Source organism: Desulfosporosinus sp. I2, from assembly GCF_000960765.1.
GTDB lineage: Bacteria > Bacillota > Desulfitobacteriia > Desulfitobacteriales > Desulfitobacteriaceae > Desulfosporosinus.
In genome coordinates this window covers 1-21,522 of record NZ_JYNH01000075.1, presented here as the reverse complement: position 1 = coordinate 21,522, position 21,522 = coordinate 1, and the positions used below count along the sequence as shown (strand labels likewise).

19 protein-coding genes and 1 pseudogene are annotated in these 21,522 nt (G+C 42.3%); all 20 read left to right on the top strand.

The features are described 5' to 3' along the window. Window positions 1-271: 271 nt before the first annotated feature. Window positions 272-481 carry a hypothetical protein gene (locus UF75_RS16075; RefSeq protein ID WP_045575605.1) on the top strand — a complete coding sequence of 70 codons (210 nt, stop codon included), beginning with the start codon at window positions 272-274 and terminating at the stop codon, window positions 479-481. Next, entirely contained in the window at window positions 481-1,008 is a 528-nt protein-coding gene (locus tag UF75_RS16070; RefSeq protein ID WP_242860268.1) for a DUF4320 family protein, read from the top strand. The genes UF75_RS16075 and UF75_RS16070 overlap by 1 nt, the downstream gene beginning before the upstream one ends. 32 nt (window positions 1,009-1,040) lie before the next feature. Then, a complete protein-coding gene (locus UF75_RS16065) occupies window positions 1,041-1,511 on the top strand; it encodes a hypothetical protein (RefSeq protein ID WP_045575603.1) in 471 nt (156 codons plus the stop codon). Between the two features lie 10 nt (window positions 1,512-1,521). Then, entirely contained in the window at window positions 1,522-4,674 is a 3,153-nt protein-coding gene (locus UF75_RS16060; RefSeq protein ID WP_045575602.1) for a CARDB domain-containing protein, read from the top strand. 5 nt (window positions 4,675-4,679) lie between these two features. Beyond that, a complete protein-coding gene (locus UF75_RS16055; protein ID WP_045575601.1) occupies window positions 4,680-5,084 on the top strand; it encodes an A24 family peptidase in 405 nt (134 codons plus the stop codon). Between the two features lie 17 nt (window positions 5,085-5,101). Beyond that, window positions 5,102-5,587 carry a DUF6075 family protein gene (locus tag UF75_RS16050; protein ID WP_242860267.1) on the top strand — a complete coding sequence of 162 codons (486 nt, stop codon included), beginning with the start codon at window positions 5,102-5,104 and terminating at the stop codon, window positions 5,585-5,587. 69 nt (window positions 5,588-5,656) lie between these two features. Further along, window positions 5,657-5,914 carry a DUF6870 family protein gene (locus tag UF75_RS16045; RefSeq protein ID WP_045575599.1) on the top strand — a complete coding sequence of 86 codons (258 nt, stop codon included), beginning with the start codon at window positions 5,657-5,659 and terminating at the stop codon, window positions 5,912-5,914. A gap of 162 nt (window positions 5,915-6,076) precedes the next feature. Then, window positions 6,077-7,741 (top strand): recombinase family protein, encoded by a 1,665-nt coding sequence (locus UF75_RS16040; protein ID WP_045575598.1) that lies wholly within the window; start codon window positions 6,077-6,079, stop codon window positions 7,739-7,741. Continuing rightward, on the top strand, window positions 7,742-9,436 hold the full coding sequence (locus tag UF75_RS16035; RefSeq protein ID WP_045575597.1) for a recombinase family protein: 1,695 nt from the start codon (window positions 7,742-7,744) through the stop codon (window positions 9,434-9,436). It begins immediately after the preceding gene. Further along, window positions 9,436-11,013, top strand: a complete 1,578-nt coding sequence (locus UF75_RS16030; RefSeq protein ID WP_045575596.1) for a recombinase family protein — start codon at window positions 9,436-9,438, stop codon at window positions 11,011-11,013. Before UF75_RS16035 ends, UF75_RS16030 begins: the two co-directional genes overlap by 1 nt. Window positions 11,014-11,047: 34 nt before the next feature. Beyond that, window positions 11,048-11,437 (top strand): recombinase family protein, encoded by a 390-nt coding sequence (locus UF75_RS16025; protein ID WP_045575607.1) that lies wholly within the window; start codon window positions 11,048-11,050, stop codon window positions 11,435-11,437. Between the two features lie 221 nt (window positions 11,438-11,658). Next, a complete protein-coding gene (locus UF75_RS16020) occupies window positions 11,659-11,820 on the top strand; it encodes a DNA-binding protein (RefSeq protein ID WP_045575595.1) in 162 nt (53 codons plus the stop codon). A gap of 133 nt (window positions 11,821-11,953) precedes the next feature. Further along, a complete protein-coding gene (locus UF75_RS16015; protein ID WP_045575594.1) occupies window positions 11,954-12,154 on the top strand; it encodes a hypothetical protein in 201 nt (66 codons plus the stop codon). 7 nt (window positions 12,155-12,161) lie between these two features. After that, entirely contained in the window at window positions 12,162-13,121 is a 960-nt protein-coding gene (locus UF75_RS16010; protein ID WP_045575593.1) for a hypothetical protein, read from the top strand. Window positions 13,122-13,126: 5 nt separating this feature from the next. Next, window positions 13,127-13,606, top strand: coding sequence for a hypothetical protein (locus tag UF75_RS16005; protein WP_045575592.1), 480 nt, complete (start codon window positions 13,127-13,129; stop codon window positions 13,604-13,606). Beyond that, window positions 13,599-15,656 carry a hypothetical protein gene (locus UF75_RS16000; protein ID WP_045575591.1) on the top strand — a complete coding sequence of 686 codons (2,058 nt, stop codon included), beginning with the start codon at window positions 13,599-13,601 and terminating at the stop codon, window positions 15,654-15,656. Before UF75_RS16005 ends, UF75_RS16000 begins: the two co-directional genes overlap by 8 nt. 140 nt (window positions 15,657-15,796) lie before the next feature. Continuing rightward, window positions 15,797-17,608, top strand: coding sequence for a dGTP triphosphohydrolase (gene dgt, locus UF75_RS26390; protein WP_052693331.1), 1,812 nt, complete (start codon window positions 15,797-15,799; stop codon window positions 17,606-17,608). Between the two features lie 910 nt (window positions 17,609-18,518). Continuing rightward, window positions 18,519-19,001 carry a hypothetical protein gene (locus UF75_RS15990; RefSeq protein WP_242860266.1) on the top strand — a complete coding sequence of 161 codons (483 nt, stop codon included), beginning with the start codon at window positions 18,519-18,521 and terminating at the stop codon, window positions 18,999-19,001. Beyond that, window positions 18,985-20,352, top strand: coding sequence for a hypothetical protein (locus UF75_RS15985; RefSeq protein WP_045575589.1), 1,368 nt, complete (start codon window positions 18,985-18,987; stop codon window positions 20,350-20,352). Before UF75_RS15990 ends, UF75_RS15985 begins: the two co-directional genes overlap by 17 nt. 397 nt (window positions 20,353-20,749) lie before the next feature. Beyond that, a pseudogene (locus tag UF75_RS15980) lies at window positions 20,750-21,522 on the top strand (transcriptional regulator); the annotation flags it as partial.

Below are 21,522 nucleotides of genomic sequence, written 5' to 3'. Positions count from 1 at the left end.
AGGCAAGGAAGGTATTGAGCAATCCGTCCGGTGACCAGATGACAGGCTGGCTGATCGTGGTGCTGATCGTCGTGGTCGTGGGCGCAGTGTTTATGACGTTGTACCAGGGTTCCATCACCCAGATCTGGAACAGCATTGTCAGTAAAATTACCGGCCTCTTGAGTTAATTTGTCAAAAACTCAAAAGACCACTGAGGCAGGGGGGGAGAATTCCCCCTTTTTTCTTGGAAACCGAAATTCAAAAAACAAGTAATTAGGGAGGTATTTTTATTATGTTGAAAACCTTGAGAAACAAAATGCTGGTGGCGAGCTTGAAGGCAAGGAAGGTATTGAGCAATCCGTCCGGTGACCAGATGACGGGCTGGCTGATCGTGGTGCTGATCGTCGTGGTCGTGGGCGCGGTATTTATGACGTTGTACCAGGGCTCGATTACCCAAATCTGGAACAGTATTGTCAGCAAGATTACCAGCTTACTGAGCTGATGGCAGCCGCAACAGGCATAGCCGCTCACGCGGGAGGTGTGAAAAGTCAGATGAACAGACAACACCGAGGCATAGGGGGGAGATTTTCTCCTCCCTTGCTTTTATCCGATAGAAGGGGCAGCTCCTACTACGACCTGATTATCAAGACCTTTGTCATCATCACGCTGCTGGCAACAGTGCTGTCCTTTCTGAGCATTTTCACCACGTATTTGAATCTTAACCATATCTGCAGCCGGGTGGTCCGGGTGGTTGAACTGGAGGGGCAGGTATCGGATACCGTCTATGACGTGTTTTACAAGCTAAAAGAGCAGACCGGCTTGTTGCCGGAAATGAGCATTGAAGATGTTGCTTACTGCGACGAGCAAAACCAAAAAATCCAACTGCGGGATACCTTTACAGTAACGATGGAGTACAACCATGTATTCACCATTTTCAGACCCTCCTCCGCACCGCCTGTCCAGATTGTCATACCCATGAAAGTGAGGATTGCAGGCATGTCGGAAAAATACTGGAAGGTCCCGGACTGACAAAGAAAAATATAGGAAGGAGGCGTATTTTTGTGGAAAAAGCCCCGCGAATCCTAAAAAGTCAAAAAGGGGACACCCTATTTTTTATTTTTATCATCGTGTTTGTCATCCTGACCCTTTCAGCCATCATCATCGAATATTTCCGGATCGACAGCCTGTACCAGCAGGTGGAATATGAATTGCAGCGCGGGGTCAATTCAGCGGTGGAGTATGCCATCCTGGACGAATACCGCAGGGATGACGCCGCAAAAATGGACACCGCCATCGCGGAGCAGGAGCTGTACGACTATTTTAGCCAAAACATGAAGCTGGACCAGGAGCTTAACAAATACTCCGACAACAGGTTTGTGTACCAGCTTAAAATACGGACCGTCTCGGCTGCGGAAACCCCTCCCCGCCTCACCATAGAAGGATGGCTTAAAACCCGCAGTATTTTCAGTTTTTTAAGCGGAGAAATACGGCTGCCCTTTACCATATCCAGCAGCAACAGCCGAATCAATTAAGGAGGTCCCGATGAAGCGAAAAGCATTATTTATCCTGCCTTTTATGTTTCTGTGCTTTATGCTGCTGTCGGTAAATGCCTACGCCATGACGGACAGCGACATAGAGATAACGGTAACGGCTCCGGTGGACAGCCTGACCAGCGAAAGCGGAGTGGTTGCCGTGGAACAATTCCCCGCCCAGGTGAAAATTGACACCACCGCAAAGGTGGGTACAATTGCGGACATTCAAGCAACATACAAGGGTAAAACCCAAGCGATTACTCCAGGCTACATTTTAACCACAGAAGATAAAGCCGACTGCGGCCCCTACACCATCACCGCAAAAACGGACAAAGGCGCCGTCCTTACCATCACCGTCAACGTGGTGTTTCAGGTGAAAGCCACCTATGACATCCGTTACCGCACCACAGCCATCAATTTAAAGGAAATCTATGAAGGCGACAAGCTGATAAAGTCTTTCCCTACGCCGCAGCGTGTCCGGCTGGAAAACGCAAATACCGTTGCCGAAGATGAAAAGGAGCGAATAGCCGGGCTGATCGGCAGGAGCGACGGTAAAACCTATACCTTAAAGGGCAGCCTGATTGTGGAAATTCACAATTTTGCAACGGGCAAAATTTATGGCACCTATGACACGGATGAGGATTTTGTCCCTCTCACCACCGGCTACGGCTGGACGCCCAAAGCCCTAATTGCCTTTGAAACTATGAGAGATACGGCGATTTCCTATCAGGCCCCCGTGAAGCTTAATATTGACGCCACCTGGTGCAGTGAAAACAAGCAGGAGATTTACGGAAAGCTTTCGGCACAGGACAAGGGAGTGCCGGAGTATCTCTACCCTTACCAGACCACCGCCGTCACCTTTTCAAAAGAAGACAGCCCCCTGTCCCGTAATTTTATCTACAGTGGGCTGGAATGGGATTACACCCCGGAGAGCGCGGCATACGTTGACGGAGAAAGCAAGACCCAAACCAGCCTTACCCAACCCATCAACTACAAAATTCCGGCAGCAGGCTTCTATTTCAAATTCAAAAAGCAGGACGCCAATGACCTTTCGGTTGTGATTAACGCCCCTGCCGCGGTATACCGGGGCGACAGCTATTCCTTTACAGTAACCTTTACCAACAGCGGAACCCAACCGGCCTATGATGTGCCGCTTAAAGGCAAGGTGGACGATACCCTGATGGAAGAAATTCCTGCAAGGCAGGACTTCGCAGCCAATGAGAGCAAAACCTACACCATCCAGCGCAAGGCCGGCACTTCCGCCGCCGTAATACACCTGTGGGCGAATATCGGCGTGCCGGAGGGCTTTATCGACAGCAATCTTGCCAACAACACGGCCACGGCAGATATCCGGGTGGTTGAGAAGGCTGTGCCGGAGCCTTTAAAAACACCTGAACCCAAAGACAACCCGGAGCAACCGGATAACCCAGAGCCGTCCGACAACCCTGTCCCACAGGAGGATATCCCTCCCGTCTCTCCAAAGCTGTGCTATTTGTCCGCAAGTATTCTTGCGCCGCCCACGGTCTATGAGCATGAGAATTACAGCTTTACCGTGAGCTTTACCAACCAATCCGACACGGAACTGACAAATGCGGTATTGCAGGGAACGAACAATGAGGCCGCTTTGACGCAAATCCCCAAAACTTGCGGCTTCAAACCCCAGGAAACAAAATCGTTCACCATCACGGGCACAGCGGGAAGCAAGGGAGAGGTATACAACTTGTGGGCCAATATTGGAGCTCCGGACGGCTTTCGGGATGAAAACCCGGTCAACAACACCGCCGTTTCAAAAATTACGGTAGTGGCAAAACCTTCGGTCGACCCGACAGACCCCGGCAATCCACCGGACGATCCCCATAATCCGCCCGGCAATCCTGACAATCCGCCGAACAACCCGGACAATCCCGATAATCCAACCAACCCGGATGTGCCGGCGAAAATGCTGTGCGACGTGTGGACAAACCTTTCCTGCCCGCCTTTAGTCTATGAGCAGGAGGAATACAGCTTTACGGTGTACTTTGCCAATTCCACGGACAAAGCGCTGTCTGGAGTGAGCTTAAACGCTTCCATCAACGGCAGCACGGTTTCAACTGTGCCGTCCCAGGCGGATTTTAAAGTCTATGAGAAAAAGGCGTTCCTTGTTAAAGGAAAGGCGGGAGAAAAAGGAGCAACTATCCATCTGTCGGCGCAGATAACACCGCCTGCGGAATACAGGGATACCAACCCAGGCAACAATCTGGTTACAGCGGAGATTATGGTATTGGAACGTCCCTATGATCTGGATGTGCAGCGCATCACGCCCGACCGGTACAAGGAGCAGCAGACGGTCATTACGACCATCAAGGTATCCAACAAGGGAAGCCAGGACTTTACACCCGGAAAACAGGTCATTGTCCTGTTGGAAATCCCCGAACTTGCTTTGTCAAAGCGTGTAGATGCCGTAGTTATGGAACAAGATACCTGGAACGTTGTGGCGGTTAAATGGGATACTCCGAGCGTCCAGGCCGATAAAAGCATTACCCTGATTGCCACCATCAACCCCGACCGGACTTTGAACAATGAAAGCTCCACCACCAACAATACCTATACCCAACGGGCTGTTATCAAAAACGTGACCTATGATGAGCCGGAAGAAAGCAGAACCATCCCGGCGCCGCCGCAAAGAAGCGACCAGCCGAAAGTTAGCTGGTGGGAGCAGCGCTATGAAAGCGGTCAATTTGTATGGCGGCAGTTTTACGCAGAATTGAAAGTCACCGCCACGCTGGACTATGACACGAAGGCAAAGGGCTATCTCAAGTCGGGCTATGGCTTTTCCATCAGCGTCACGACCACCGTGGACACCAATTATGACAGGCCGGAGCTGATTACCGCCCCGCAGACGGCGGAGGTATACCTGCCGCAGTACCGATATGAAACAGCTATCTCTCTGATGGCCAACGGCACGAATCATTTTACCTTCCGGGAAAACCCAAGCTCACCCTTTAAATATAAGAAGCAGTACGTGCCGGTGTGGTTCCCTGACAACAGGGACTACATTGTGCAGCTTCTTGTCACCGACGTGCATACGCCTGGAGGAACGCTGTCCAAATGGATTACCGGAGGGGAGCTTAAACTATTCGTGGTTGACAGCATGTACTCCGATGATGTCACCACAGGGAGTTGATGAATATGCTGTTTTGTGCCGTTCCTATCCTTTGGGCGGCAGTAACGGACTTTAGGAAGCGGATCATCCCCGATTGGACATGGATTGCGGTCCTTCTGATCGGCGGTGCATCCGCTTTTCTTTTTAATACGCCGTATATTCCCTTGCTGGAAAGGATTTTAGGACTTTTGCTGCCCGGCGTGACCCTGCTGTTCCTTGCCGTCAAATATGGCGGCGTCGGAGGCGGCGATATCAAGCTGACGGCGGCAATGGGCTTTTGCTTCGGACTGTGCGGCCTTGTGGCCATCCTCTTTTTCGCGCTTCTTCCCGCCAGCCTCTACGCAAAAGCGACAAAGCAAAAGAGCGTACCCCTGGCCGTATTTTTGTGTGTCGGCTTTTTCGTCTATGCCGGTCTTTCCCGTTTCTCATAAAACAATGTTTTCAAAGTATGATGGGTGCTGCTGACAGCGGCATTCACAAGGAGGAAGCTTTTATGACGTTTTTTCACGATGAAGCCCACCGCCAGAATGTTTTGCACTGCCTGCGGAAGAAAAACCGGATTTATCCCGACGGAAAGGCCGACAACTATTATTTGTCAGCCTTATATATTTTGCTCTCCACAAAAAACGACCTATATAAAAAGACCCGCCGTTTTATCGATGGGAAGAGCATCGACTTTGAAAAAATGCTGTCCACCCAGGATTTTCCCAGCAGCGAGAAAAAACTTATCAAGCTGGCTGCCAATCTTTTTAACACTTCTATGGAGATCTCACCCTCGGAGCTTATCAATACGCTGGATGATGAAAATTTTCAGCTGGCGCTGCAAGCCATTTTCTTAAGACGTACCGGCTGCCATGTCCGGGATTTGCTTCCTGCGGTGGAGGCGGTTCCTGAACTGGAACAGGAAGACGACGAAGAAATGGAGAGGTACTAAAGCCTTAATGCCTAAATTGACAAGCGAAAAGACGAACGACTTTTTACGCTGAAAAGAAAGGGGTAAGCAATGGACAATGTATCGAGGCTTGATTGGGAGGCCATGCGAAATGTTGATATACGCACGGTTGATCCGGCTACGCTGGTGGATATCTGCGCTGTGAAAATAGACAAAAATCTGCCCCAATCCGAAAGGATCAGGGACTTTATCCGCCAAATTAAAAATCCTTACTGTTACAAATGCGGCAAAGCGATTGTCAAGGTAAGCTTTTCGGATACCACCGCGACGTTGGAAGACCGACTGGAGCATTATTTAAAATCATTGTAGGAACCTGAAAAATTTACTATTTGATGGCAAAGCTTTTGAAATTCAATCTGGACGCCTGGTAAAATTTATGCTATTGTAAAACATAAATAGGCACTTAAATCGGTGGCGCCCGGTTGTTGAAAGTTTTTGCTGATGAACTTCAACAATCAGGAGGCTGCCATTATGGAAAACTTAACTGATAAGATTTTCAATGCTGCGATCTACGTCCGCCTTTCCAAAGAGGACGGCGACAAGGTTGAGAGCGACAGCATTGTAAACCAAAAAGATTTGATCCGGGATTACCTGAAAGGTATGCCGGATATTTGTGTTTGCTCGGAACGGGCGGACGATGGTTATTCCGGTGTGAATTTTGAACGTCCCGACTTTCAGAAAATGATGGAAGACGTAAGGGCGGGGAAAATCAACTGCGTCATCGTCAAGGACCTGTCCCGTTTCGGCAGGAACTTTGTGGAGGCCGGGCGGTATATCGATCAGATATTCCCCTTCCTCGGTGTGCGTTTTATCGCCATCAACGACGGTTACGACAGCTTTTGCGGCAGGTCATCCTCCGACAAGATACTAATCCCGTTTAAGAATTTGGTAAACGACGCCTATTGCCGCGACATCTCGGTCAAAATCAGGAGCCAGCTTGAAATCAAACGCAAAAAAGGCGATTTCATCGGCTCCTTTGCCGTATACGGATATCTGAAGGCGCCGAGCGACCGGCACAGGCTGATGGTGGACGAATATGCTTCCACGGTTGTGCAGGATATTTTTAAGTGGAAGCTGCAAGGCATCAGCCAGCAGCGTATCGCCAACAGGCTCAATGAAATGGGGATATTGTCCCCTCTGGAATACAAACGCTCCTGCGGGCTGAACTACAAAAGCGGTTTTCAGACCAATCCGCAGGGTAAATGGACGGCCGTTTCGGTAGGACGCATCCTGCGCAATGAATTTTATCTTGGAACGCTGGTGCAGGGCAAGCGGAGCACGCCCAACCACAAAATCCGGACACAGGTCTTAAAGCCCCAGGAAGATTGGATAAGGATAGAAAACAGCCACGAGGCCATCATTGCCCCGGAGGATTTTCGGGTAGTCAACCGCTTGCTCCTGCGGGACACACGGGTCGCACCCGCCGAGGAAACGGTCTATTTGTTCAGCGGTCTGATTTTCTGCGGGGACTGCCGGAAAAATATGGTGCGCAACAGCGTTTGCCAAAACGGGAAAACCTATACCTACTACATGTGCGGCGGCAACCGAACCGCCAAGGAATGCACTGCGCATCGTATCGCTGAAAAAGCGCTGGAACAGGCCGTGTTCCAATCGTTGAAAAACCAGATTGAAAATATCGTCAATGTGGAACGCATCCTGCGCTATATCAAGACCCTGTCCTTTCAGCAGAACGAAGTCAAAAAGATTGACGCCCAGCTTGTCAAAAACCGAGAAGAAATCGAACGCTGCAATTTACTCAAGGCCAACCTTTATGAATCCATGATCAGCGGCGTGATCGACAAGGCGGAGTATCTGGAACTGAAAGGGATGTATGAAAACAGGCGGAAGGACGCACAGGCCGCCGAAGCACGGCTCCAGAAGGAAATCGATGCCATCCTGGGGTACAAGGGCGACAAATGCCAATGGATTGAGCGGTTCAAACAGTACAGGGACATCACCGAGCTGACAAGGGTAATCGTGGTCACGCTCATTGACAGAATCCTGGTCCATGAGGAGATGCGCGTTGATATTCACTTCAAGTATCAGTATGATTTTGACCGGATGGTGGAAACCATCGGGAATGTAGACCGGATACAGCCCATCCCCATGCTCCTGCCGGTAAAGGAGGCGATGTAAATGGCAAGGAAAAGCAGAGCCTCCGCCATTGCCGCCGACACCATGCCTGTACAGCAGCTTGAAAAAGTCTATAGCACGGGAATTTACGCGCGCCTTTCGGTGGAGGACAACAACCGCAAAGAGGACAGCGATTCCATCGCAATGCAGAAGTATATGCTGCAAAAGTATGTTAATGGGCAGCCGGACATGCGTATATATTCCCTTTACTGCGATAATGGACGAACAGGAACCAACTTTGAACGCCCCGAATTTGAACGGCTGATGGATGACGTGAGAGCCGGAAAAGTGGACTGTATTGTGGTGAAGGATTTGTCCCGTCTCGGCAGGAATTACATTGAAACAGGGCACTATATGGAGAAAATATTCCCGTTTCTCGGCGTGCGCTTCATTGCCGTGAACGACAGCTACGACAGTCTGACCGGTCAAAACGGGAACGATCTCATCGTTTCGCTGAAAAACCTGATTAACGACATCTATGCCAAGGACATTTCCAAAAAATCCGGTTCAGCGTTAGCGGTGAAGCAAAAAAACGGCGAATTTATCGGGGCCTATCCTCCCTATGGCTACCTGAAAGACAAAGATGACAACCACAGGCTGGTTCCCGACCCTAATACGGCCCACATTGCCCGTCAGATATTCCTCTGGAAAGCGGAAGGCCTAGGAATCAACATCATTGCCCGAAGGCTCAACGAAATGGGTGCGCCATCCCCGGCAAAATATCGTTATCTGTCGGGTATTTTAAAGAAAGAACCTACCGGGAGCGGCGCCATCTGGCAGGGACAGAGCATCAAGCTGATAACCTCCAATTTGATGTATGCGGGGCATATGGCGCAGGGGAAAAGCAGAAAATCCCTGTACGATGGGCAGCCGACCACCATGATTCCGCAGTCTGATTGGGTCGTTGTAAGGGATACCCATGAGCCGATCATTGACGAGGACACCTTTAGCAAAGTGCAAAAAATCAAAGAAGAGCAGAACCGCCTGCGCGTTTCCCTGAACGGGAAATATGCGGACATCTCCAATAAAGAAAACGTGTTCAGGGGCCTTCTTTACTGTGACGACTGCAAAACCAAAATGGTGCGCTACAAGGATGTTTCCAAGGCCGGCTCGGTATGCTACCGCTTTATCTGCCGGGTGTATGCCCAAAACCTTTCCCTGATCTGTACCAATAAATCGGTGCGGGAGGATAAGCTGTTTGAATCGGTACATGCCGCCATTCAAAGCCAGATCGACCTATCGGTGGATATGGAAAGGATGCTGGAAAGGCTCAACCGGCAGGAGGATTTTCAAACGGCGCAAAAAGAAGTTGAAGAAAAAATCAGCGTCACGCGTCGAAAGTTGAAACGCATCACCTTCCTGAAAGGTTCGCTGTTTGAATCCTACACAGACCATCTGCTGTCGGAGGATGAATACTTGTATTCTAAAAAAAGCTACGATGAGGATATCGAACGTCTGCAAACCGAGCTTAATGCTTTGGAACGGGAAAGCATGAACTATGAAAAAACCCTGACCCCTCAAAACGAGTGGATTCAGGCGTTTCAGAAATACAAGGGCAAAACGTCCATTACCAGAGAAATGGCCTTGGAGCTGATCCGGTGCATTTGGGTATCTGACTATAACAGCATCGAAATCGTCTGGAACTACGGCGACGAATATATGAAAATCCTTCCTTACAAAGAGGGGGCGTGTCTGTAATGTCTAAAAAAGCCGCCCTCTATATCCGCCTTTCCTCCGAAGACGAAAACGAAGGCGAAAGCGACAGCATCAAGAACCAAAGGGATTTGCTCCACGGCTACCTTGCTGACCATGTAGAATTTGCGCAGTATGAGATCCTCGAATTTTGCGACGACGGATTTTCCGGCACGAATTTTGACCGTCCTGCCATAAAGCGGCTTCTTGACAGGGTAAAACGGAAGGAAATCCACTGCATCCTTGTTAAGGATTTTTCCCGTTTCGGCAGAAATTTTCTTGAGGTATGCGACTACCTGGATCAAATATTCCCTTTTCTCCGTGTCCGGTTTATCGCGGTGAACGAAAATTACGACAGCAGCAAGAGCAACGGAAGCTCTATCGGAATGGATGTGGCGTTTAAAACGCTGATCTATGAGCTTTACAGCCGGGACATCTCCGAAAAAATCCGCAGCGTCCAGCAGGCGAAATTCAAAAAGGGCGAATACCTGTGCGCCATTGCCTTTTACGGCTATGTAAGGTCAAAAGAGAAGAAAAACAGCCTTGTGGTGGACGAACCAGCCGCCGCTGTGGTCAGAAAGATTTTTCAAATGGCCTACGAGGGTGTTCCTTTCATGGAGATTGCCGTCACACTGAATAAGGAAAAAGTGCCATCCCCGCTAATGTACCGCAGGGAAAACCATACCGACAAAGGCCGGGGCTGGAAGATTGCAGGAGACCAGACGGTATGGACGTCGGTGGCCATCAGGCGGATACTTTCCGATGAACGCTACACCGGAAAGCTGGTCAGCCGCAAGCGGACAAAGGTGGAGATTTCCCTTAAAAAAACTATGACACTGCCGAAAAGCGAGTGGATTGTCGTACCGGACACCCATGAAGCGCTTGTATCAGAGGAAGTGTTTCAAAAGGTGCGGTCTAAGGTCAAGACAAAAAGCATGACTGGCTGGACAAATCAGCCAAAGCATATTTTTTACGGGAAACTGAAATGCGCTCACTGCAACCACAGCCTGCAAAGAAAGCTGCTCCGTAAGGAATATTTCTATCGTTGTGAAGCAGGAATGGCTGCTCAGAACGAGCAATGCCAATCGGTAAAGCTCTACGAACAGACACTTACGCAAACGCTGTTGTTGGCCATAGACGTACAAATCCAGCTTATCCAGTGCAGCCTTTCCAAAGAAGGCCGTTTGGAAAAAGCCGGTGATGCCATCACCAAGCTGCAAAAGCAGGTCAAAGAACAGCGTGCCATGCTGGACAAATGGAAGCTGGCTAAGATACTGGCTTATGAGGAATTCTGCGACGGGAAAATCCCGAAGGACAAATACCTGAAACGAAAAGAGGAATATTCGAAAAGCATATCGTCAGCGGAGGCTTTAATCCTCCGCTGGGAGAAGGCGGTCAATCAGAAAAACCTTCAAATACAAGAAGATACTGAACTGCAAAGCTGTCAAAGGTTTGCGTCTGCAACAGAGCTGACCAGGGAAATGCTGGAGGAATTTATTCAAGTCATTCGCGTCTACAACAATGGGGCGATAGAGATTGTTTGGAATTTTAAAGATTATATCAATACCTGTATCCCGCAATGAAAGCGGGATACAGGATAAAGGAGAAGATGATAAGATGAAAAATTCGATAAAACAACAGGGCAATCGGGTTTGGATATATTGCAGGGTGGACTGCCTAGATGATATGGCTTTGAAGTTTCAGCAGGAGCAGATGGCAGAATATGCGAGGAAACAAGGCTGGGAGGTCATTGGCATTACTGCCGAACAGGAAAGCGGCCTGGATTTTAACCGTAAGGGTTTAAAAGAAATTATGGAAGCGGTAAAAGCTGAACGGGTAGACATAGTGCTGGCAAAAAGTGTTTGCCGGATTGGGCGTGATGTATATAAGACCATGGAATGTGTGGAGTGGATGAACCGCTATGGAGTGAAACTGATTAGCGCCGACAATGGCGAGGTGGATTTTAAACCGGCTAATGATATTATAGGTTTTATGATGACAGTGTAAGAATTTCTGTAATGAACATTTATGTAGAAAAGCTCCAATGTAAGCATATCCTATCGCTTGTATTGGAGTTTTTGTGCATAAAAGCTTTGCTTAGAAAATTTATATGTGACTTTTATCTGTAATTTCCGAGGAAAATTTTGCTTTTTCGGTGAATGCATTGTTTTATTCATTTTTCGATATATAATTAAATATACAGGATTTTCCTCCGGAAGGTTGTTTTTGTGGACTATATTACTGTGAAAGAGGCAGTCGAAAAATGGGGAATCACAGCACGCAGGGTGCAGGTGTTATGTGCTCAAGATAAGATTTCCGGTGCTATCCGTTTTGGCAACACCTGGGCAATACCAAAGGATGCAGTAAAACCTGAATCAAAATGCAAATAAGAACTAAGAACAGGGTACACACGAATATAGTTTTCTGTAGCCATATGTCTTGGTCCACAATGATCAAAGCTTGAAGAAATGAAGATCTTCTAATGATTTTCATGTGCGACGACAAGCTACAGGAGGTATCAATGTGTGTGAAAGAAAATGTTTATTTATTGGCGAAAAGCTATTCTTTATAAATAAAGAAGCTGTACTGTTGAAAATTTACAATCCATTGAGTCTGGCTAAAATTCAGTTAACCTCGGACAGTTCAGAAATGATAGTTGATATAAAATGTCTGCAAAATGAGCCGGATTTGACAAACTCAATTCCTTTAGGCATTTGGAGGTAGTTAAAGCATGATTTTGAGTTTTATTAAGACTCCACTTACTGGAGATGCTTGGGAAGAATGGTGCGATGCATGCTATCGCATACGTTACCAAAGTGATAACTATCAAAAAATACCTGCTACATACAGGGGTGATGCTGGTATCGAAGGTTATACCCAAACAGGCATCGTGTATCAATGCTATTGCCCTGAGCGTGAGTACAATGATGATGAGTTGTATGAGCATCAGCGGGATAAACTTACAAAAGATATAAACAAATTGGTAGATCAAACCTATAAACAGAGACTGAAAGACCTTGGAGTACCCACAATAAAACAGTGGCATTATGTGGTTCCTTTCTATAAGGATAATCGACTATTGCAACATGCCACAGCTAAGCGGAATGAAATTCTTCGAGGGAAATCTGGCAAACCAAAAGAATATGATCATCTGGATGACAACCTTGTGATTGTGATTAAAGTAGCAGAAGATTTCAAGGTTGAGTTTTCAAAGATTATACGAGAGACAATAACGGATACAAAGCTAAATGTTGTTGTCAAAAGCTTTGACACAATACCTTGGGATAAATGCCCTTCTGAAAAAGTACATAACATACAACGGAAAATCAAAGCTGTGATGAATCCAGTGAACGATGATGATGAAGACTTTAAGGATGTAGTTGGAGCATATGTCGCGTATTATATTAAGGGTATTGAGATTTTGCGGATGCTGCAGGCTGATTTTCCGGAAATATATGAGCACATTTATACGCTAGAGCGGGCATGTAAAAATGAGGTTAGTTTAAAGACAAAAATGAATCAAGATCGCTCACTCAACATGAGCATCTTTAATGAGATTTTAGGCGAATTTGAGCAAAAACTGAGTCGTGAATTTGACAAGTATTTTACTACATCATCGATAATGGAATTAAAACATGATATGGTTGGCGCGTGGTTAGCGGATTGTCCAATGGAATTTAGAAGAGGGTGATTTATATGGATAAGTTGTTTGACTCAGTTGATAAAATTCTATTTACTGATAGACCTGAGGCAGTACCTTATAATTATCGAATAAGTTATAAGGTTGCGCAGTTGTGCTTAATTCTAGCAAAGTCATGTGGACGTGGTGGATGCTCCATTCTAAAGCTGCACATGATCTCTTTAGCATTAACGTTTGAAAGTGACATGAATATACTAATCAACTTCGCAAATGATAGAACCCATGAATATACGCCTATTCGATTCGATCCCGCAGTAAATAGAGCTTTGAACTATGCATTGGCAGACAGTATGTTTGCTCAACAGGCAAATGGATTATATCGCTTGACGGATAAAGGAAAAAAATTCGTTAGCAAAATAGACGAAGATATTGAGTTGATGGCACGAGAAAAAGAGCGACTTGATTCGCTTTCAAATAAACTTACAGAGGCTAAAATTAAGGAAATAATGTCTTTGTGGAGGTATTCGAATGCTTAAAATTAATAGATTAAAAATTACGATACGTACTGCGGAACAAGATTTTGGCTTTGACCATACCTTCATGCAAGGCATTAATTTTATTGCCAGTGATGACAATACTTGTGGAAAGAGTTCGGTGATTGAGGGGATATACTACGCTCTCGGTTTTGAAGAGATAATAGGCGGCAGGGGCGAAAAGGTTCTGACGTCAGCGTATAAGAACTCCATTGAGTACAACGCAAAGACCTTTAACACCCTTGAATCTGAAGTATACTTGGAAGTACATAACGGAACGGATATCATTACCTTGTATCGTACTGCAAAAATGGAAAATAGAGATTCGCGCTTAGTTACTGTATATTTTGGCTGCCTTGCTAATGTGGAAACAGGTTCTGTGGATTATGATGATATGTATGTACATATGCCCAATTCTGCAACTCGAGAAAAGGGATTTCACACATTTTTAGAGCGGTATTTGGGTTTGGAATTACCCTACGTTAATAATTACAGTGATTCGGAAAGCAAATTGTACTTACAACTGCTTTTTTCAAGTATGTTTATTGAACAAAAGCGTGGATGGGCAGACATATTTTCAGGAATGCCTAATTTAGGGATAAAAGAGGCTAAGCAGCGCACTGTTGAGTACATACTTAATCTTGATACTATTGAAAATGAAAAGAAAAAGATAAGTTTGAAAGATGAAAAAAATGAGATTGAAAAATCTTGGAATGATATCGTACAGGCTCTCATTGCTAACAGCAGGTCTGCCCAGTGTATTATTTCAGGGTTTCCCAACTCACCACGAATTCTTGAAGAAGCTGTACGAGCTAAGGTTTCCATAGAGTACATCAATAGACAAGAGATAAACTCGTACATCTTAAACCTGAGAGATGAATTGAGTCGGCTTTCTTCGCTGAAACCTAAAATTGTAGATAATTTTGATGAGCTACAAGTTGAACTTGATCAAACAGAGAAGCAAATCGATTTAATATCTAACAAAGTTAATGAAGCTAGAAGAAAGCTAAGCATGGAAGATGCAAGTATAAAAAGCCTTAGAGAGAGTTTAGATACTATCAAGATTGACATAGCTAATAATAAAGATGCCGCAAGGCTAAAGAACCTTGGAGCAGACATAGGATCTGAAATAATTAAGGGTATTTGCCCTGTTTGCAATCAGGCAATTGCTGATACACTTTTACCTTTGGCCAATGAATTTCATATAATGAGTATTGATGAAAATATAAAACATCTAGTTGCTCAGAAAGAAATGTTTGAATTTGCACTGAACGGCCATTCCGAAGCTAAAGAGGAATTAAAGAATTCAATTTCTTATTTTGAGGGGAGTTTGTTTACCCTCAGAAGATTAGCTCTTTCTTTAAGAAGCGATCTTTATGCGGTAGACGAAGAATTATCCGAATCTATTGTCTATAAAAAACTTGAGTTAGCTAATGAGATACAAGAATTAGATAAATTCAAAAATACAGTTGATAATTCTCTTGAAAAACTTACGGAGCTTTCAAAACGTTGGAAAAAATACTTAGACGAGAAGGAGCAACTTCCTAAAGAAAAATTTACATTAGAAGATAAGAAAAAGTTAAGTTCCTTTGAGAGCAATTTTAAAAATGATCTTAGGACATATGGATATAAAAGTGTCTCAAATATAGATGATATATCTATTTCAAGAGATACTTATTTACCCGTAATCAATAATTTCGATATGAAATTTGATTCATCAGCTAGTGATAATATTCGAGCTATTTGGGCCTTTACGATGGCGTTGCTTCAAACATCAAATACCCATCTTGGGAATCATCCAGGCACCTTGATATTTGATGAGCCCGATCAACACAGTATCGTGATATCGAATATGAAGGCGTTCTTTAAAGGAATAATTGATGTTGAGGGTTGGAAACAGGTCATTATCGGTATAACAATAAAGGATACGGATACTAGAATTGCGATCGAAAGTTTAGATGCTAAAAGTTACAACATGATAAAAATAAACGAAAAGGCATTTACTCCGATAATCAAAGTTCTTCCTTTAAATGACGCGGATGAACAATCGTAACTATTGATATAGTTACACATATTGCAGCAAGGATTGAACGTGCTCTGGAAGAACAGTTGGGTTAACCGCCATCAGCTAATTTAATCAAAGCAGGTTTTACCACGATTTATGATATGATTATTTTGGAGGGTATTACTATTATGGAAATAAAAGAGTTTTTATTAATAAAGTTACTGGAAGGTATAACGTCAGAAAACCATTTGGAGCAATCTTTCGTAAACCAAGAAAATAAGTTTTATAATGTTGAAGGGTTAAAACAAGCTAATATTGATTGTCTGAATAGCATGTCAGATAGAAGTACTATGCTTGTTATTTTTGTAGCGTTTAAGGAGAACTCCGGAGATTTTTCCCCTATAAAACTATTCTGGGCCGAGGGATCAAAAAACGACAGGGGGAACATAAGTTATGTAGCTAAACATAAATGCGATTCTGCCTTTGTAGTACAGAATTTTATGAAGAACTTTATTGTTGATCTAAAGAGCGACTTTGAGCAAGATGTCTATTTAGCAAAGATGGAAATGAGCACAAAGTTTTTGGATCAACTGGAACAGGATATCATGTTTTTCGAGCCGTCAATCACACATGGTATAGCTTTTTCGAAAAATACTCATGAAACAAACTACCGTAACATGCATCCTTTTGCACAAACAAATGAAGATTGCAAAAGAATATTTGCTGATGCAAACAACGAATTGGGCATTTCAGAATTCCAGATTGACCGTAATAGTATCATTTTTTCCCGTGCATTTCGTCGCATGGTGGATAAGGCACAGATATATACATCGTCTAAAGGCGACCACTTTAGAAGTCGTATGACACATACACTTGAGGTATGTCAGATCGCCCGAGCAATTGGTATCAAACTTAATCTCAATCTTGACCTTATTGAAACTATTGCACTTGCACATGATATTGGGCATACACCATTTGGTCATCAAGGGGAAAGGACGTTAAACAGTGAAATCCAAAATAAAGACAGGAAAGATGGGACACGGTTGGAGTATGGGGGATTTAAACATAATTATCATGCCCTGCGAGTGTTAACATATCTTGAAGAAAGCAAAACAGAATACGAAGGCCTTAATATTTCTTATCAGGTTTTAGAAGGGGTTCTAAAGCACACAAAACTAAGCAATGAATATGACATATCTCAATTTTTAGCAAATGGAAACGCGGAGCATTTATTTATGGACAAAAGTGAACCTACTACCCTTGAAGGACAAGTAGTAAAAATTGCCGATGAAATCGCTCAAAGAAGTCATGACATCGAAGACTCTTTTTCAGCGCGTCATCTTTCATATGATGAATTGCATTCGTATTTGAGCAGTGGAAAAACAACTGAGCTTAAAAAACTCCTTGAGGATTGCAACAACAGCATCAGGACTGTGAAAGCTTCAAGCATTATTGCGGATGAAGCGAGTCTTCTCAAAAGTATGATCTCTGCAAAAATAATAGATTATTTTGTCAATGATGTTTATACACAGTCGAAGATAAATATGACAAATTTTGATAAAACAGATGATTTTTATCAAGCCTATCATAAATATGACAAGAAGATCATTACATTATCCGACAAGGGATTATTTTTATTAATATATCTAGAGAATATTATTAATAAGCGGGTTATCAACAGTTCAGAGGTAGCTTCTTTTGATGGTAAAGCAAGTTTAATCATTCGTTCACTGTTTTCTGAATTTTATCAGAATCCTGTTAAATTGCCGGATACTACGTTGAACAGGATTTATCGTGAAATGCGAAAGAATTGCTTAAGTACAACAAGATATAGAAATTCTGATATAACTTTACTTAGAGATGAAATCACCAGAATACATAATGCTGTTAACGAGGAATACAAACAAAAAAATAAAATTCTCGTTCGGAATATTATAGATTATATTGCTGGAATGACTGATACCTATGCAATTAACCAATATCACCAGTTACTTGGATGATAGAATGACACCGACAAGGATAAAACAGGCGGTGTCATTCTCAAGAGGACAAAGGATGGTTCTGTTTTTACTATGGCTTTTCTATGATCGGCAGTAAAACTACGCAGTGAAGATATTGGATATGAGGAAATATACCGTAAGGATTTACGATGAAAAATTACCCTTGATTACTGCAATTATAACTGGCGGAAGAAAATCAAATAAAATCGTACAATAATATCCGTTCAGTTTATACTATTGATGTCTGAAGATTTTTGTGATTTCAGAAAACCCTTAACTTTTATCGTTGGTTATAGTTTCCGCAATGAACACATCAATGATTTAATCAAGTGTTGGTTAAAAGTGTTGAAGACTATGCTAAGGGTTTGTTAATTATTGACTATAAGCAATTGCAAGAAATAAAGAAGAATTTATGGCTTTTGCGAGGAAACAAATTCGCTAAAGCCGGCTATCCCTGACAGTTATTTTGAATTTTGGGGCGTAGATTTAATTCATGATGTTAAGGGAACCAGGCTAAGAAAAGAAGGTAGTAATTGTGGTGCACTGGATTCTGACTTCCAATCATTCATATTATTGAACTTATTGTTTAAGCCATATAAAAATTTATCCGAATTGTCGGTACAAGGTATGTAGAAACGATAATTCGGATGACGCATTGTGGTTCGGATAAGAAAAAGTAGGGTTTGAGAGTTAGAAAGAGTCGGGCACTTCGGAAATGGCGGGAAAGTTGAAGCAATAGATGCAACTTCGCACGGTATCGAATTAAGACCACTAAGAATCTATTTATTTGTTGATCTTTTTAGAAATATCTATGTAGCCCAAAAATTGGAGACTAGTGTAAAAAAAGAAAAATGAGTTTAATAGGCCATTTGACACAAAAATAAAGCCCACTAAAGTGTCGTGAAGCGAAATGAATAATATTCCCACCTATGTAAAATTAATGACTGACACCTGCACATCATCATCAACAATCAGGTGGGTGTACTTTGTACAACAAATTGAAGATAGTGAAAACCACTTTTTCATTACTAAATGCGCCGCAAGCGATAGAGGCGGAAGGGAAATTAAAATGAGTTTAAAAACAGACATTGAAAAAATTTTTTCAGACAACACCAACTATGCAAACCCCAGTCAAGCAGTAAACCAAGCAAGTTCACTTAACGCATTATCAGGTGACTTATATACAGATTCAAAGCGATTTATTTATGAACTTTTACAAAATGCAGACGATTCTTCTCAAAACAATGAAGCTGTTAAAGTATGGATAAAAATCCTTGATGATAACTTAGTCGTTGCTCATTCGGGGAGACCCTTCACTACTCGTGATCTTCAAGGAATTTGTAATGTAAATAATGGCACCAAGAAATCAGATTTGAATGATATTTACAAATAAAGAATATTTTAGATTTGATTCTTCCTATTCATTTGAGTGGAAATGGGATGAATCTAAGATATTATGGGAGAAGAATAATGATAGGGAATTTCAATTTCCGTGGCAAATAATTCCAATACATACAGAAGCCAAAGAAGTTTATGAACCAATTAATCAATTTCTGAAAGATATTGATGCAAATGTCGCAACAATAATTCAAATGAAGTATGTGAACGAGACGAGTCGGGCAGCCCAAAATTTATCTCAGAACTTAAATATGTTTTTATTTTTGAAAAATATCTCTGAGATTAATTTTGATATATCAGAATTAGTTTGCGTTGAAATCAACCGAATAGAAAACGATAGAATCACTTTAATGAAAGATAAAGCTTCTAAATCCGATTGGTTGATAAATACTATTAGCCTAACAGTCCCGAATGATGTAAAGAAGATCCTACAAGATGAACGAAACATTCCTGAAAAATTACTAAATACTGATTTTATTGATTTAACGTTAGCAGCTAAAGTAGGAAGTGATGGTATTACAAAACTTTCAGATCAAGAAAAACTTCTTTACTCATATTTACCAACGGATGAAACTAAATATTTATTACCAGTACTTGTAAATACTAGTTTTCTAACCACTGCAAATCGTGAATCACTTCATGCTGATTCAAAATGGAATCAATGGCTTTTTAAATCAATTGCCATTGAGATCTTCAAATGGATCTCAAAACTAGTGAATACTGAGTACCGTTTTCAAGCATATCAATTAATACCTAAGGAAACCTTCGCTGACGAGTTGGGAAAAAAATTTAATGAAGGAATTAAAGATGCTCTAAAAAATATTCCTTTTGTTATTTCTAGAAAAGGACAGTTAATTAAAATTGAAGACACAATAGTTGATTTTACGTATCTATCTGAGAAAAATTTTATAGGTGAAGAACCTATTAAGAAATTTATTGATAAGGATAAAGCAAAAGAGGTTGGCCGTTCTAGACAATTTGCTAAAAATACAGGTTTTTTCTCTGAATTCAAAAGGCTTGGCTCTTCATGCTTTGAATGGAAACACCTCCAAACTTTTCTCTCCTCAACATATTTTACTAATGCACATACAACAGCTTATAATATTGAACTTATAAAACATTTTAAGAAACTCTGTGAATCAGATAAGGTTAATGATATTTCAAAAGAAGTACTCATGAGACTTCCGTTTATTTGGGATCATAAGAATTGTATTAATTATCCATATCAAGTATGCTTTCCTACAGCAGATGATCAAAACTGGGATAATCCTAATAGTGAATTATCTTTTTGCATCAAGAATTGCAGATTTGGCTTCTCAAAGATTCAGAAAGTAGACATTGGCTAGAGAGTTTAGGAGTAAAAGAAAAGACGGATATTACCTATATAACTCAGACTATTATACCAAAAATCGATAGTCACATAACACTCCAGAATGCCTTACAAACAATTCAAGATTTGTTTAGTTTGTATAGAAAGGGAAATCTTAAAGAAGATTTGATAAGACAATTATCCAGAATAAAACTTCTTACTCAAAGAGGTTCCTTGTATCCAGCCAAAGATTGTTTTCTTTCAGATTGTTATAAACCAAGGCTAGAGCTTGAAAAAATAATAGAAAAGGATATTTTTTAAATGAATGTTATTGTGCAAATGTCCTTGAAAAGGATGAATGGAAACGGTTTTTTAAGATACTTGGAGTTCAAGAAGGGATTTCAACATTATCATACCAAGCTTCTAAACTGGAATTGATCAATGCTGACTTTAAATGTGAATATTTTGCAACTAATGATAAAAAATTTACCCCTCTTCAAACTACTTTTACAGCGGATTGTTTCAGCGATATAATAACTCTGAACTATATTCAACTTACAGAAAATAGTCCTAAGTTTGCTTTCAAATTTTGGTCCGATTATATAGAAAACTATTCTCCAGATATTATTAAAGCACCAGCAATTGCATATTGGGGATACGCGAATAGACCTGGACGGACAAACGGTGATCGAGTCGAAAACTTTGTTCCATGGTTTGTTAAAAACATACGATGTATTCCTACTCTTTCAGAAAAATGTGAAACTGCATCTTCTGTACTTCTTAATACAGAAGAGATAAAAGCTATTTCTGGAAAATATTTACCTGTATTCAATGGACCCGAATTATCTCCAGATTGGAAATCTTTCTTTAATTTTCGAACAAGCTTAGAATTGGCAGACTACTTAGATTTACTCAGTAAAATATCATTAGATATTAACGATAAAGGAAGCATTAAGATTGATAATTGCAAGAAAATACAAACTATTTACTATGCGTTATTAGGTCAATGTGCTAACTGGAGTACCGACGATATTATAAAAGTTGAAGAATGGGCTAGTACTGGATTTTTGTTAAATACGAAACAGCAATTCACAGAATGCAACACTCTCAAATACTTCTTAGATGGTAACGAAGTTATCTTTCAAGATCAGTATTGTTTTTTAATGCTTAGTGCTGAAAACAAAAAGAATTCAAACCTAGAGAAATT